This is a genomic window from Apolloniradiicaulis salifontis (assembly GCF_053756655.1).
In genome coordinates this window covers 1,036,485-1,049,927 of sequence record NZ_CM132387.1, presented here as the reverse complement: position 1 = coordinate 1,049,927, position 13,443 = coordinate 1,036,485, and the positions used below count along the sequence as shown (strand labels likewise).

The window sequence follows — 13,443 nt, the reverse complement described above, 5'->3', positions numbered from 1 at the left end:
GCCCGCCCATGCCCAGCCTGATCGTCATGCGCCACGCCAAAGCCGTCGACCGGCTCGAAGCCGAGGACGACTTCGAGCGCGGCCTGACCGAGCGCGGCCGCGCCGATGCGGTGCGCGCAGGCGAGGCGATGAAGGCGGCCGGTTTCATCGCCGACCATGCGCTGGTCAGTCCGGCACGGCGCACCCGCGAAACCTATCAAGGCCTGGCGCACTCGGTGGGCGATCCCAAGGTGACGAGCCCCATGGCGCTTTACCACGCCTCATCGGAAATGCTGGAGCGCGCGGTGAAAACCGCCCTGGCGGAGGGCGCGCAGTCCATCGTGCTGGTGGCTCATAATCCCGGCGTCGGCACCTTCGCCCATTCCCTGGCCGTCTCCGCCCAGGACACCGCGGGCCTGCCTCAGGGCTGGCCCACCAGCATGTTCGCCGCCTTCGAGCTGAACCCCGGCGAAGGCCGCCTCACCGCCAGCAAGCGCCTGGCGCTTTTCGATCCCAAGGCCTAGAACTTCGCCTCAGAAGGGAGCGTCGGCTCGACCGTGTCGAGGCTTTACGGGGCGCTTCCCTCGCGTTTTCCACATCTGATTCGCTTTTCAGGAGAAAGCATGGTTAAGTTTCCCGTGACGGGAGGCGGGGCATGGCGATCTCCACACGCACAGATTCGGCGTCTCCGGGTGCACGGCGAGGTGAGCCGTGCGCGCAGGCGGCCGCCTTCGCCCTGCTCACTCAAAGGCCGCAGGCCAGCGCGGGCCGGGCCCTGTTCCCGCCCTTAGCGCTCTGGGCGCCGGTTTTCAGCTTTGCGGCGGGATTTGCACTGTTCGCGCCGGGCGCCGCCGCATTCATCCTTCTATGCGGCCTCATGATGTTCGTGTCGGCGCTTTGCATGCTTAGGCTTCTGGGGGTGTTCGCGCCGCGCTGGTCGCCGCGCCGCCCCCTCAACGCCGGCGAGACGCCGCCGGTAAGCGTCATCGTCGCGCTTTACAAGGAAGAGGCCGTGGTGGCCGGCCTGATGACCCATCTGGCGCGCCTGGACTATCCACGCGACCGGCTGGAGGTTCTTCTGGCGCTTGAGGAGGGCGACACCGCCACCCTCACCGCCGCACGCGCCGCAGCCCGGCGAGCGACCGTGCGCACCCACGTGCTTGTTGTTCCGCCCGCAGGACCGCGAACCAAGCCGCGAGCGCTGAACTATGCGCTGCAGGCCGCTCAAGGGTCGATGATCGCCGTGTACGACGCCGAAGACGCCCCGCGCGCCGATCAGCTGCGCGCCGCCGCCGAAGCCTTCGCCGCCGATGGCGGGCTGGGCGTCGTGCAGGCGCCGCTGGGCTGGTATAACCGCGACCGGTGCTGGCTGACGCGCCAGTTCGCGCTGGAATACGCCGCGCAGTTCCATGCGCTTCTGCCCGCCTATCATCGGCTGGGCTTGCCTTTGCCGCTGGGAGGGACCAGCAATGTGTTTCGGCGCGAGGCGCTGGAGGCGTGCGGCGCCTGGGATCCGTTCAATGTGACAGAGGACGCCGATCTGGGCTTCCGCCTCGCGCGCGAGGGCTGGCGCGCCGGGCTGATCGAGCCTGGCACCGCGGAAGAAGCGCCGGAGACGCGCAGGGACTGGAGCGGTCAGCGCAGCCGCTGGCTGAAGGGCCACGCCGTCACCTGGCTGGTGCAGATGCGCGATCCACGCGGGCTGGCCGGGACGGCCGGGCTGCGCGCGCTGGCCGCCCTGCAGCTCAGCCTTCTGGCGAACGTGGTGTGTGCGGTCGGTTATCCGGCTGGTCTTATCCTGATCGCGCTCACCGCGGCCGGGGCGCTCTGGGCGCCGGTGCAGGCCGTGTCGCCGGCGGGTCTCGCCGCGCTGGGCGCGGGGCTGGCCGCGCACATGGCGGCGATGGCCTGCGCGGCGGCTGGTGCGCGCCGGGCCGGGTTCGCGCCGCGCCTCACCGATCTGGCGGCCATGCCGGCCTACTGGCTGCTGCAGCTTCCCGCCGCATGCCGCGCCTTGCACGAGCTTGCAGTGCGCCCCTATGTGTGGGTGAAGACCCGGCACGGGGTCTCAACGGCTCGACGCGAGGCGCCCGATGTCCCTTCCGATTACGCTGGCGCTGATGGCGCTGGACGCCGCCCTGTTCGCCTTCGCCGCCCGGCGCGGCGCTCGCCCCTCCGATCCGCTGCGTCCGCGCATGGTCCCGTGGACGCCGGTCGCGATTCTCGCCGGCGTCGCCTTTATCCTGTTGCTCGCGCACCTGTTCGCCCTGATGGGGCTTGAGCCCCAGAACCGGCTTTCGCGCTTCTAACCCCTTTGACCGCCGCCAGATCCCGCGCCCGCCTCCCCCGGCATGAACAGCGAGAAAAGCGCGAAGGCGCAGAGGACGAGGAACACCGCAAGGGCGATTGCGACGCCCAGGTCGCGCCAGGTTTTGGGCAGGCTCTTCCACCACGCCAAGAGCTGATCGCCGAACAGGAGAACCACGGCGCCCATGGCCCAGTAGCGCGCCGAGCGGCCCACCGCGACCGCGACCAGGAAAACCCATGCCGGCATCTCCGCCAGTCCGGCCGCGAAACTGGCCGCCTGCACCGGGATCGGCGCCAGCATGGCGAAGGCCACCGCAGGCGGTCCCCAATCCTCGATGCGCTGGCGGGCGAGATCCAGATTGGCTTCCAGCGCAGGGCGCGCCAGGATGAAACCCTCCAGCGCGTCAAACGCCGCCCGGCCCGCCAGATAGCTCAGGAAACACCCCACCACGCTGCCCAGCGTGACGATGGTGATCACCTCCACCGCCGCCCGTTTGCCGCGCAGCATGTAGGCGGTCATGGGAAACTCGATGGGCCAGGGAAAGACGGTGGATTCCAGCACCGAGCCCAGAAGCAGGAACGGCAGGGCCCAGCGCCCGCGCGCCGCATCGTCGAGGCGGCGGCGCCAGCGTGTGATCTTGCCGGGCCGTCTGCTCTCCTCGCCGCTCTCAGGATTCATCGTCGGTCGATCCATTAAGGCGCTAACGAACAAACCCGGCGATCGGGTCAGTCAAAGCGCAGTGCAGCGGGCGGCATGGTTCAGGCGATCGAGCCTGGGGGCCTCGGGACGCCGCCGAATTCAGCCCGCCGCGGAGAGGCTCAACCGAAGTCGACGTCGTCGCCTTCATCCTGATTCTGCGTGTCGGTGGAGCGCCGCCACGGTCCGGAGAAGCGCGGGTCCTGGCGCCGGCGCCGGTCGGGACCGAAATAGCCCGCAGATTTGACAAAGCGGCGAGGCCGCTCGATCAGCGACACCAGCCGGTTATACAGATCCACCGGGCGCACCGGCTTGGCCAGATACTCGTTCACACCGGCGTTGATCGCCTCGAGGATCCGTGTCCGGTCGGTGTGACCCGAAACCATGATGATGGGCAGATACTTGTTCGGGCTGTCCGACGCGGTGCGGATCAGGCGGGTGAATTCCAGCCCGTCCACATCGCCCAGCATGTAATCCACCAGCGCCAGATCAGGATTGGCGCTGCGCATGATCTCGAACGCGTCTGCGGCGTCGCGCGTCTCCACGATCGTGCGCACGCCGAAACCCTGCAGAATCGTCCGCAATATGGTGGACATGTGAGCGTTGTCCTCAAGAATGAGGACACGTACGCGTTCAAAACTGCCTTGGGACATGGCGAATCCGGACGACTCCGAGAGCTTGCGAACATGCTGCCCTGCAAGCGTTAACCAAGGCTTGAACGGGGGCGCGAAACCTCATCCCGCCGGCTTGATGAGAAAGTGGCCGTGCAGCGTTGCGATGGGCGCTGAGCGCCGTTCCTGCCAGGCCTCGACGCGCACATTGGCGACGCGGGAGCCCTGGCGGGTGATGGCCGCGCGGGCGTACACGTCGCTGGGCCGGCCGGGGCGCAGATAGTCCACGGCCACATCAATGGGCTTGGGCAGCGCGCTGAGATCGCTGGCGGCCAGCAAGCCGGCTGAGGCGGTGATCTCCATGAACGCGCCGATGGCGCCGCCATGGAGCGCGGGGATCAGCGGATTGCCCACCAGCGCCTCGGCGTAGGGCAGGATGCCCGTCAACTCGTCGCCATGCTCGTCGAACAGGACGCCGAGCCGCTTCACATACGGGCTGGACAGGAGGGGAGACAGCCGTTCGCTCATGGCCGACCGCCTTTCTTCTCCACCTTCGAAATCGGAGTGAGGCCGTCCTCGATCTGCGACCGCGCCCGATCCGCCGCGTCCTGGCTCACCCGTGTCACCATGAAGGCGGCGTGGGCGGTGGCGATGGGATCATCGACGTCGCCGTTATGGGCGACGGCGCTGACAAAGGCGATGAGGCCGGAGACCTTCACGGTATGGGCTTCTGCGATGACGTCGAGCCCGGGCGTCGCGGGCCGCATGTAATCGAGACGCAGATCCAGCGTCGCGGTGGCCTTGTCCCCGCCCAGCCCGGCGAAGGCCGCCGTGCCGGATGCATGATCAAGCAGCGCCGTGACCACGCCGCCATGCATCACGCCGGTTTCAGGATCGCCCACCAGGTCGTCGCGATAGGCCGCGCGCATCACCGCTTCACCAGGGCGGATCGCCTCCAGCGTGAAGCCGAGATCGACGGCATGGGGACTGCCGGCCACCAGAAGCGGGGCGAGCTGGTCCAGGCGGGCTTGAAGATCATCGCTCATGGGCGAGGGTTGTAGGCGCGGCGCGGCGATATTTCCAGTGGGCTTAAGCCGCCGCGCGGCGCGCCACGATGCGTTCCAGACCCGCCACCACATCCAGGCGCATCTCCAGCGCCTCGCGCTTGAGATCGCTCAGCTGGGCCAGCGCGCCGCGATGTAGCGTGATGATTTCGCGCGCTTCGGCGTCAATGCTGTCGCGGCCCTCTAAAAACCGCTCCAGCGATCGTCCGACGCGCGCCGACAGCGGATCCTTGCGCCGCAGGCTCTCAAAAATGATGGCGCGCGCCTGATTGAGAGCGGCGCCCGCCGCGCTCACATGGCCGTCGGCGACGTCGCGGTCGCGCTTGTAATCGCCGCGCAGGGGCCGCGCGGCGCGCCGGTCCGGTCCGGAAAAGCGCGCGGTGGTGACGAAGGGACGCGGCCGCTCGGTGATTTCGGTCAAGCGCTCGGCCAGCCTTGCGGGCGAAACAGGACGCAGAGCCAGCGCATCGGTCCCGCAGTCGCGCACATATTCCATGTCGAGGAGCTGGCGCCGTGCGGTGATCACAAGGCTTGGCGTGTGCGCTCCTGCGCCCTCGCGGCGCACTGCGCGCACCAGGTCGGGCCCGCCGCCGGGGGCCTCGTCTTCGGCGTCGCGCCAGTCCGCCAGCAGCACCGGATCGTGGGCCTGCCCGATGAACCAGCGCGCGGCTTCGGGTGTCTCGGCGGCTGTCACCCGCTCGGCGCCGGCGGCGCGCAGGATTTCGACGGTGAGCCTGCGGGTAAAGCGGACAGGATCGCAAACGATGAGCGGCCGCTGCCGCCAAGGGCGCGCCGCTGTAACTTTTCGCCCGTTCAAGAACACAACATCCGCCGTCATCGAGGCCCCCGCACTAAGGCCGGGAGACTAGCCGAGCGAGACGGCTCGCGCGCCTGAAACCGCGCCGCGTGGTTAGCAGATGGTGAAACCTAGCGCCGCAGCACCGCGCGCAGGATATGCCAGATCGCCCAGATGGGAACGATCACCACGGCGCCCAGGATGAAGTATTTCAGCGCGTTGCCCACAAGGTCGAAAAAGCCGCCGAAGAAGCTGTTCCACGCTTCGCCAACCGTGGCGAAGAAATCCACCCAGAGATCAGCCGGGTCCACGTTGAAGAAGGCCAGCAGGAGCCCCACCAGCACGCACAGGAAAAACAGGATCACCAGATCGGAGAACCGGACATCTGTAATCCGCCCGAGAAGGCCGGACCGCTTGGGTTTGGGGTTCGCATCGCTCATGGGAGGACCTTGTGCGGCGATTGGGGCGCGAAAAGGGCGGCTGGCGGGACTTGCTCCGCGATCGTTTCGGTGACGGATAACTAACCCGGCCGCGGCGGGTCAGCAAGAACAGGCCCGACCCAAGCCCGGCCTTGGGGGCCTTCTGTGCCGAGACCTGACTGCGCAGCAGGAACCTGGCGTCGCACGGAAACGTTGGTTCATTCAGCAAATCTTGAAAGGAGTTCACATGCGACTGTATTTCGCCGTTCTCGCCGGCCTTCTGACCGCTCCGGCTTTCGCCCAGAATCCGCAGGACGCAATGTATGAAGTGGCCGATCGCACGCCGCTGCCCGGCTTCACCATCAATGCCGATGTGGCCGACGATCTGGATGTTGTGGACGCGACCAACCGCAAGATCGGCGAAGTGGAGGAAGTGGTCGGGCCGAACCGGGATACGCCGGAAGCCCTGGTTGTCGATTTTGAAGACGCGATCGCCGAATACGGTCGGCAGGACCGAATCATTCCGCTGAGCGCCTTTTCCTTCGACGGCGGCTTTATGGTGCTCGCCGACGACACGGCGGTGTCGGATATGCCGATCTGGCGCGACGACTGATTTTGCGCGCTTCAGCGACCGTGAGCATCAAGCCCAAGGCAAGGATGACACGGTCGCAAGCAGACTCGTACCTGCAAACGTATAAGGGGCTTGCCGGTCGGCAAGCCCCTTTTTTGCTAAAGACGGCGCAGCGGCCGCCTATTCGACGGTCTTGTGAATCTCCACCTGGTGGGGATAGGGAATCTCGATGCCGTTTTCGTCAAACGCCAGCTTCACCTTCTTGTTCATGTCGAAATGCAGCGCCCAGTAATCCCCGGCGGCGCACCAGGCGCGCACCACATAATCCACGCTGGAGGCGTTGTGGGCTTTCACTTCCACGAAAACGGCCGGGTCCTTGCGCACCCGCTCGTCGGCCTCGAACAATGCGCGCAGAACTTTCTGGACCTTGTCGATCTCGTCGTCATAGCTGGCCGAAAACACAAAGTCGCAGCGCCGCTCAGGATAAGCCGAATAGTTGGTGATCACATTGTCCCAGGCCTGGCCGTTGGGAATGATGATCTGGACGTTATCGGGCGTGTTCAGCTCGGTGTAGAACAAGGTGATGTCCTTCACCGTTCCGGCGACGCCGGCGATGTCCACGTACTGACCGATGGAATAGGGCCGGAAAAACACGATCATCACGCCGGCCGCCACATTGCCCAGCGTGCCCTGCAGAGCCAGGCCCACCGCAAGGGTCATGGCGCCCAGAGCCGCCACAAGGCTGGTGGTCTCCACACCGAAGCGGGTGAGCACGGCGATGAGCACCACCGCGATGATCCCCCAGCGCACCAGCGAGGAGAAGAAGCTGGCCAGCGTCTTGTCCATGCGCGGGTTTTTCTCGGCGAGCTTGCGCACCGAGCGGCCCGCCGCCCCGGCGATCATGAAGCCGACGACCAGGATAACCGCGGCCATGGCGACATTAATCAGCGCTTGAACGCCCACGGTCATGAGATAGCCGGTGATGGTCTCCACCGAAATGGACGGCCCTGCGGCGGCGAGGAGGTGGATCGTCATGTCAGCCCCTTGGATGCGCTTTTATGAATTCGGGCTATTTACCACGGGTTCCGCGCGTGTCGAAATGTTCTTCCAGAAGCGTCTCAAGCGTCTCGATCCGGTCGGCTTCGGCGCTGGGTTTGTCCCAGCGGATGCGGTGAACCCGGGGAAAGCGCATGGCCAGGCCCGACTTGTGGCGCGGCGAGCGCTGCAGGCCTTCGAACGCGATCTCCAGCACGAGGCCGTGGTCAGCGGTGGCGGTCACCGAACGCACCGGTCCGAAGCGCTCAAAGGTGTTGTCGCGCACGAATTTGTCGAGCTTCTTCAGCTCCGCGTCGGTGAAGCCGAAATAGGCCTTTCCCACCGGCACCAGCGTGTCGCCCTCATCCTCCCCGCCGTCGACCCAGACCCCGAAGGTGAAGTCTGAATAGAAGCTGGATCGCTTGCCATGGCCGCGCTGGGCGTACATCAGCACGGCGTCCACCAGGAACGGATCGCGCTTCCATTTAAACCATGGCCCTTTGGGTCGGCCCGGCACGTAGACGCTGTCGAGGCGTTTCAGCATCACCCCTTCGGCGTGGGCGTGGGGCGGATCGGCGCGCAGGGCCTCCAGGGCCGCCCAGCTTTCGATGGGCACGAGGCCCGATACATCGAGGCGATCCGGCGCCGCGTCGATGAACGCCTCCAGCCGGGCGCGGCGCTCGATGAACGGTTTGCGCCGCAAATCCTCGCCTCCCACGACCAGAAGATCATAGGCGCGGATGAAGGCCGGGCGCTGTTCCATCATCTTCTTTGACACCGTTTTGCGATTGAGCCGCTGCTGCAGCTCGGAGAACGGCGCCACCCCGCCCTCCCCGTCGCGGATCAAAAGCTCGCCGTCCACCGCGCCCTCAAACGCCAGCGCCGCAATGACGTCAGGGAAAGCATGGGAGATGTCATCGCCGGTGCGCGTGTAGAGCCGGCGCACGCCGCCCTCGCTAACCGCTTGAATCCTTATGCCATCCCACTTCCACTCGGCGGCGAAATCGGCTGGATCAAGCTTTGAAAAGTCTGCGCTGTCCACCGGATTGGCGAGCATCACCGGCCTGAACGGCGCCTTGGCCGCACTCACCGGCTTGCCGGCGCGCCCCTCAAGCCAGGCGAAGAGGTCTTCATAGGGCGGGGCGAGGCCGTGCCAGAGCTCCTCGATCTCGGTGACGTCCACCGCGCCGAACTGCGCCAGCGCGGTTTTCGCCAGCCGCGCCGAGACGCCGACGCGCAACCCTCCGGTGACCAATTTCAGCAGCGCCCAGCGCCCATTGGCGTCCAGCGCATCCAGCCAGGCTGCGATGAGCTCAGGCGCCTCGGCGCGGGTGGCGCCAGACAGCGTCTCGATCACTTCGGCCAGATCCGGCGTGCGGTTGGCGCCGTGGCGTGTGGGCCAGATCAGCGCCGTGGTCTCGGCCAGATCGCCGACAAAGTCGTAGCTCAATTCAAACAGGACCGGATCAACCCGCTCGGCGGCCATGGCCCGGATGGCGCCCGCCTTGGCGCCGCGAAACTCCAGCGAGCCGGTGATCGCCGCCAGCGCCAGGCCGCGCTCCGGGTCCGGCGTCTCGCGGAAATGATCCACCAGAATCCGGAGCTTGGCGTTGCGCTGCGGCGTCAGGGACAAGGCGTCCAGAAGGCGGGCGAAGCGTTCCATGAGCCTCGATATAGGCGCGCGGCGGGCCGTGTGTGAGGCGACGCCCTGAATCGCCTCTTCCATACCGGGTTTCCGAGCCGGGCGCGCCGGGGTAATCCTTGGGTTCAGAAAAACACGCGAGGGGAAAATCATGAGCGACGCCAAGCCCGACGCCGCCAAGGTGGAGCACCAGAAGGGGATTCTGGGCGCCATCGAGAAAGCCGGCAACAAGCTGCCGGATCCGGCCTTCATCTTCTTCTATCTGATCCTCTTCATGATCGCGATCTCGACGATCACAGCGATTTTCGGCCTGTCGGTGGCCCACCCAACCCAGACCAATCCCGACGGATCGCCGGTCATCGTGGAGGCGGTCTCGGCCCTGTCGCCGGACGTCATTTCCTACCTGCTGGTGGAGATGCCGAGGATTTTCACCGGCTTCTACCCGCTGGGCTATGTTCTGGTGGTGATGCTGGGCGCCGGCGTCGCCGAGCGCGCGGGCCTGTTCGGCACGGCCATGCGCGCCGCGGTGCGCGACGTGCCAAGCCGGCTGCTCACCCCGGCGGTGGCGCTGACGGCGATGATGGGCAATCTGGCCGCGGACGCGGCCTATGTGGTGCTGATCCCGCTTGCTGCGGTGATCTTCGCCGCAGCCGGCCGGCACCCGGTAGCCGGCATAACCGCGGCGTTCGCCGGTGTATCGGGCGGGTTCTCCGCCAACCTTCTGCCCGGCCAGCTGGACGCGCTTCTGTTCGGGATCACCGAAGCCTCGGTGCAGGCCGCCGATCTGGGCGTGCCCTGGACCATGAACATTGCGGGCAACTGGTACTTCATCGCGGTGATGACGTTCGTCTTCCTGCCGGTGATCTGGTTTGTCACAGACCGGATCGTCGAACCGCGCCTGGGTCCCTGGACCGGCGGCGCGGTGGCCGGCGGCAAGGGCACGCAGGACGACGAGGACGTCAACGCCCCGCTTACGCCCGGTCAGAAAAAGGGCTTGGCGCATGCGGGCCTGGCGACGCTGGCGGTCATGGCGGTGTGGGTGATCCTCACGGTGGACTTGGTGCACCTGATCAGTTTCGGCAACTTTTCCATGTACCCGCTTGTGGACGGCGTGCCTAACGCGCCGCTGTTTGATGAGGCGGTGATGCAGGATCCCGAGGCGAACATCGCAGTTGCCCTGGTGCCCATGTTCTCCTCGCTGGTGGCCGGCTTCATGCTGCTCTTCATCTTCGCCGGCGTCGCCTACGGTAAGGCGGCGGGCACGATTCGGACCCATCGCGACATCATCGACATGATGACCGGCGCCATGAAGGACATGGGCTACTACCTCGTACTGTCCTTCTTCGCGGCCTACTTTGTGCAGATGTTCAACCAGTCCCAGCTGGGGCTGATCTTCGCGGTGAACGGCGCCAGCGCCATCGAAAGCTCAGGCCTGCCTTTGCCTCTGGTGCTGGGTCTCATCGTACTGTTTGCGGGCGTGCTGAACCTCTTCGTGGGCTCGGCGAGCGCGAAATGGGCGCTGATGGCGCCGATCCTGGTGCCCATGCTCATGCTGCTGGGCGTCAGCCCGGAAATGGCAACAGCCGCCTACCGGGTCGGCGACAGCGGCACCAACATCATCACGCCCTTGATGGTGTATTTCCCGCTGGTGCTGGTCTTCGCCCGCCGCTGGGCGCCTGAATTCGGCATCGGCTCGCTGACGGCCTCCATGGTCCCCTACTCGCTCTGGCTCATGGCCAGCGGGATCTCGCTGACGATCCTCTGGGTGTTCTTCGGCCTGCCGCTGGGCCCCGGCGCCAGCGTCAGCTTCCCGATCCCCGGCGCCTGAGCGGCGGGACCTTAAGTGTGTGAAGGCCCGCCGCGAGGGTTCGCGGCGGGCCTTTTCATGTTTGCGCGAAGCGAAAACCGCCTCACCCTGCTTTTCGATACGCAGCACGACTCCGACAGCTAGGCGGTCCTCCAGACCGAACGGCGGCGGCGATGATCCAGGCGCCGAGTTTATCGGGCGAAACGCTTGCCAAGCCGTCCACGGGACCCGAGGCTGCTCCCTCATACTTTGCGGGGGCGGGACCAATGATCAGACCATGGATAGCGGCGGCGCTAACGCTCGCTGCGGCGGCGTGCGGCGGACCTCAAACCGATGAGGGCGACACGCTTCATCGCGGCAACCGCATGGAGCCGCTCTCGCTGGATCCCCATGTGGCCTACATCGTGCCGGAGACGCAGATCGTCTCGGACCTGTTCGTCGGGCTCTATCAGCGCGACGCGGACGGCCGCGCCATTCCAAGCCTGGCCGACAGCGCGACGGTGTCGCAAGACGGCCTCACCTGGACCTTCACCCTGCGCGAGGCGCAATGGTCTGACGGTGTCGCGATCTCAGCCGGCGATGTGGTCGCCGGCTTACGAAGGGCGCTCGATCCGGCGACGCGCAACGCTTATCCCGACACCCTATTCGTCATTGAAAACGGTCAGGAGATCGCAAGCGGCCGCGCGCCGGTGGAGTCCCTGGGGGCGACCGCGCTGGATCCGCGCACGGTAGAGCTGCGCCTTGAATATCCGGCGCCGTTTCTGCCCTCGCTCCTGGCGATCGCAGGCCAGCCGGCGCCGCGACATGTCATCGACAGCCACGGCGAGGACTGGATCAAGCCGGAAAACATCGTCGTCAACGGCCCGTTCAATCTGGTGCGCTGGGAGTCCAACAATCTGATCGAGCTGGTCCGCAATCCGCTCTTCTTTGAGGCTGAAACCGTCTGCCTGGACCGGGTGTATTACTATCCCACCACAGACACCGCCGCGGCCGAGCGCCGGGTGCGCAATGGCGAGCTGGACATGAATGCCGAGTTTTCCGGCAATAATCTGGCCATGCTGCGCGAGCGCCACCCAGACCTGATAGACATCGCGCCCGGCCTCACCATCCGCACCCTCACCATGAATACGCGCAGCGACATCACCGGCGATGTACGGGTGCGCTGGGCGCTGGGCCTGGCGGTGGACCGGCGCTTCATCGCCGATGAAGTCCTCTCCGGCGCCGACGATCCCTTGTTTCGTTATGTGCCCGACGGGATCACCGGCCAGGCGGACAATATCCGTCTCGACTATGCCGATCAGCCTATGGAAGCGCGCCGCGAGCAGGCCCGCGCCCTGCTGGAGGCGGCCGGTTACGGCCCGGACAATCCCCTGGAGTTCACCTTCCACTATGCGCCCTCCTCCGGCTGGCCGCGCGTGGCGCCGGTGATCCAGGAGGACTGGAGCCTGATCGCGGACTGGGTGCGGGTAGAGATCGCCGTGCGTGATTCCCAGCTGCATTATGACGCCATGCGGGCGGGCGATTTTGTCGTGGCCACATCGGGCTGGGTCGGCGATTTCGACGACCCCTACGCCTATCTGCTCCAGTTCATGAGCGAGGCGGGCGACACCAATTTTTCCAAATGGAGCGATCCGGCCTTCGACGCCCTGGCCGACCAGGCGCTTCGAACCCTCGACCTGGGTGCGCGCACACAGCTATTCGGCCAGGCCGAGACTATTCTACTGGAGTCAGCCGCCGACATTCCGGTGTTCGTGGAAAGCAGAAAGACCCTGGTGGGGCCGCGCGTGCGCGGCTGGCGCACCGGTCCCATTCCGATGATCCCCAGCCGCTGGCTTTGCGTGGAGAACGGCTAGGGACGGCGTCAGACGCAACGGGTCCATGGGCCTATGCACGCGACGCAGGGCGGGCTTGCGAAACCGGTCCTACCGCGCACCGGCGGGCGGGCGCATATCGCGCTTTGCACCGACCCGCATTTGAAAGCGCATCCCATGTTTCATGCCGACGATCATCTTCGCCTGACCGGCGCCACCGGTCTTCGCTCACTCGCCCGCGGTGAAACCGCCGGCGTGCGCTCGCGCCCGCGTACCACCGATGTGGATGCGTTCCTGGAGCGCTCCGGCCTCTCGGGTTTCGCGCGCAAGCGTTAGACGCCGCGGCGGCTCGCTCGGGCTTGTAGGCGGACGGCGGTCGAACCTGCGGGGTTTGCAAGGGCGGCCCTCCGTCGGCCCCTTAAGGACCGCACGAGCGAGCGGACGCGCGGGAGACCCGGAGACACCTCGCCTCAGGCGAGGCCGAACCACATGAGAATCCCGCGAATCGCGCCCAGCGGCGCCAGCGCGATATCAAAGATCAGCCAGACCCATTTCAGCATCATGGCGTCGCGCACCACGGCGGTTATCCACCCCGCCAGCGCCACCACGCCGAGGCAGCCGCTTCCAAGGCAGCCGCCATCGCGCTGCTGTATGATGATACGAGCCATGGCGTGACGCTATCAGGCCAGCCGGGCGGGGAAAAG

General features: G+C 66.3%; 15 protein-coding genes. 6 read left to right on the top strand and 9 right to left on the bottom strand.

Annotated elements, in window-relative coordinates; genetic code table 11:
• Positions 1-8 precede the first annotated feature (8 nt).
• A complete protein-coding gene (locus tag ACWCOP_RS05095) occupies positions 9-503 on the top strand; it encodes a SixA phosphatase family protein (RefSeq protein WP_478250142.1) in 495 nt (164 codons plus the stop codon).
• Positions 504-634: 131 nt separating this feature from the next.
• Positions 635-2,260, top strand: coding sequence for a glycosyltransferase (locus tag ACWCOP_RS05090; RefSeq protein ID WP_478250141.1), 1,626 nt, complete (start codon positions 635-637; stop codon positions 2,258-2,260).
• A 24-nt stretch (positions 2,261-2,284) separates the two neighbouring features.
• Here the strand turns inward: ACWCOP_RS05090 and ACWCOP_RS05085 are convergent, their stop codons facing one another.
• From ACWCOP_RS05085 to ACWCOP_RS05060, 6 genes are all read right to left on the bottom strand, one after another.
• Positions 2,285-2,965: a YqaA family protein gene (locus ACWCOP_RS05085; RefSeq protein ID WP_478250140.1), complete on the bottom strand. Its 681-nt coding sequence runs from the start codon at positions 2,963-2,965 to the stop codon at positions 2,285-2,287.
• 140 nt (positions 2,966-3,105) lie between these two features.
• Complete coding sequence (locus ACWCOP_RS05080) at positions 3,106-3,636, bottom strand: response regulator (RefSeq protein WP_478250139.1); 531 nt, start codon at positions 3,634-3,636, stop codon at positions 3,106-3,108.
• Between the two features lie 81 nt (positions 3,637-3,717).
• A complete protein-coding gene (locus ACWCOP_RS05075; protein ID WP_478250138.1) occupies positions 3,718-4,122 on the bottom strand; it encodes a PaaI family thioesterase in 405 nt (134 codons plus the stop codon).
• Positions 4,119-4,640, bottom strand: a complete 522-nt coding sequence (locus ACWCOP_RS05070; RefSeq protein ID WP_478250137.1) for a PaaI family thioesterase — start codon at positions 4,638-4,640, stop codon at positions 4,119-4,121. Before ACWCOP_RS05070 ends, ACWCOP_RS05075 begins: the two co-directional genes overlap by 4 nt.
• 43 nt (positions 4,641-4,683) lie before the next feature.
• Positions 4,684-5,352 carry a hypothetical protein gene (locus tag ACWCOP_RS05065; RefSeq protein ID WP_478250136.1) on the bottom strand — a complete coding sequence of 223 codons (669 nt, stop codon included), beginning with the start codon at positions 5,350-5,352 and terminating at the stop codon, positions 4,684-4,686.
• 233 nt (positions 5,353-5,585) lie between these two features.
• The gene (locus ACWCOP_RS05060; RefSeq protein WP_478250135.1) at positions 5,586-5,894 is read right to left on the bottom strand and encodes a DUF6460 domain-containing protein; all 309 of its coding nucleotides are present in this window, start codon (positions 5,892-5,894) and stop codon (positions 5,586-5,588) included.
• A gap of 226 nt (positions 5,895-6,120) precedes the next feature.
• Between ACWCOP_RS05060 and ACWCOP_RS05055 the strand changes: the two genes are divergently transcribed.
• Positions 6,121-6,486 carry a hypothetical protein gene (locus tag ACWCOP_RS05055; RefSeq protein ID WP_478250134.1) on the top strand — a complete coding sequence of 122 codons (366 nt, stop codon included), beginning with the start codon at positions 6,121-6,123 and terminating at the stop codon, positions 6,484-6,486.
• A 138-nt stretch (positions 6,487-6,624) separates the two neighbouring features.
• Here the strand turns inward: ACWCOP_RS05055 and ACWCOP_RS05050 are convergent, their stop codons facing one another.
• Both ACWCOP_RS05050 and ACWCOP_RS05045 read right to left on the bottom strand, forming a co-directional pair.
• Positions 6,625-7,413: a mechanosensitive ion channel family protein gene (locus tag ACWCOP_RS05050; RefSeq protein WP_478250654.1), complete on the bottom strand. Its 789-nt coding sequence runs from the start codon at positions 7,411-7,413 to the stop codon at positions 6,625-6,627.
• Positions 7,414-7,513: 100 nt separating this feature from the next.
• Positions 7,514-9,142, bottom strand: coding sequence for a cisplatin damage response ATP-dependent DNA ligase (locus tag ACWCOP_RS05045; protein WP_478250133.1), 1,629 nt, complete (start codon positions 9,140-9,142; stop codon positions 7,514-7,516).
• Positions 9,143-9,272: 130 nt separating this feature from the next.
• Between ACWCOP_RS05045 and ACWCOP_RS05040 the strand changes: the two genes are divergently transcribed.
• The 3 genes from ACWCOP_RS05040 (at position 9,273) to ACWCOP_RS05030 (ending at position 13,075) form a co-directional block, all read left to right on the top strand.
• The gene (locus tag ACWCOP_RS05040) at positions 9,273-10,949 is read left to right on the top strand and encodes an AbgT family transporter (protein WP_478250132.1); all 1,677 of its coding nucleotides are present in this window, start codon (positions 9,273-9,275) and stop codon (positions 10,947-10,949) included.
• 245 nt (positions 10,950-11,194) lie between these two features.
• A complete protein-coding gene (locus ACWCOP_RS05035) occupies positions 11,195-12,781 on the top strand; it encodes a peptide ABC transporter substrate-binding protein (RefSeq protein ID WP_478250131.1) in 1,587 nt (528 codons plus the stop codon).
• 135 nt (positions 12,782-12,916) lie between these two features.
• The gene (locus ACWCOP_RS05030) at positions 12,917-13,075 is read left to right on the top strand and encodes a hypothetical protein (protein WP_478250130.1); all 159 of its coding nucleotides are present in this window, start codon (positions 12,917-12,919) and stop codon (positions 13,073-13,075) included.
• Positions 13,076-13,209: 134 nt separating this feature from the next.
• Here ACWCOP_RS05030 and ACWCOP_RS05025 read toward each other — a convergent pair whose 3' ends face one another.
• On the bottom strand, positions 13,210-13,407 hold the full coding sequence (locus tag ACWCOP_RS05025; RefSeq protein ID WP_478250129.1) for a hypothetical protein: 198 nt from the start codon (positions 13,405-13,407) through the stop codon (positions 13,210-13,212).
• Between the last annotated feature and the right edge of the window lie 36 nt (positions 13,408-13,443).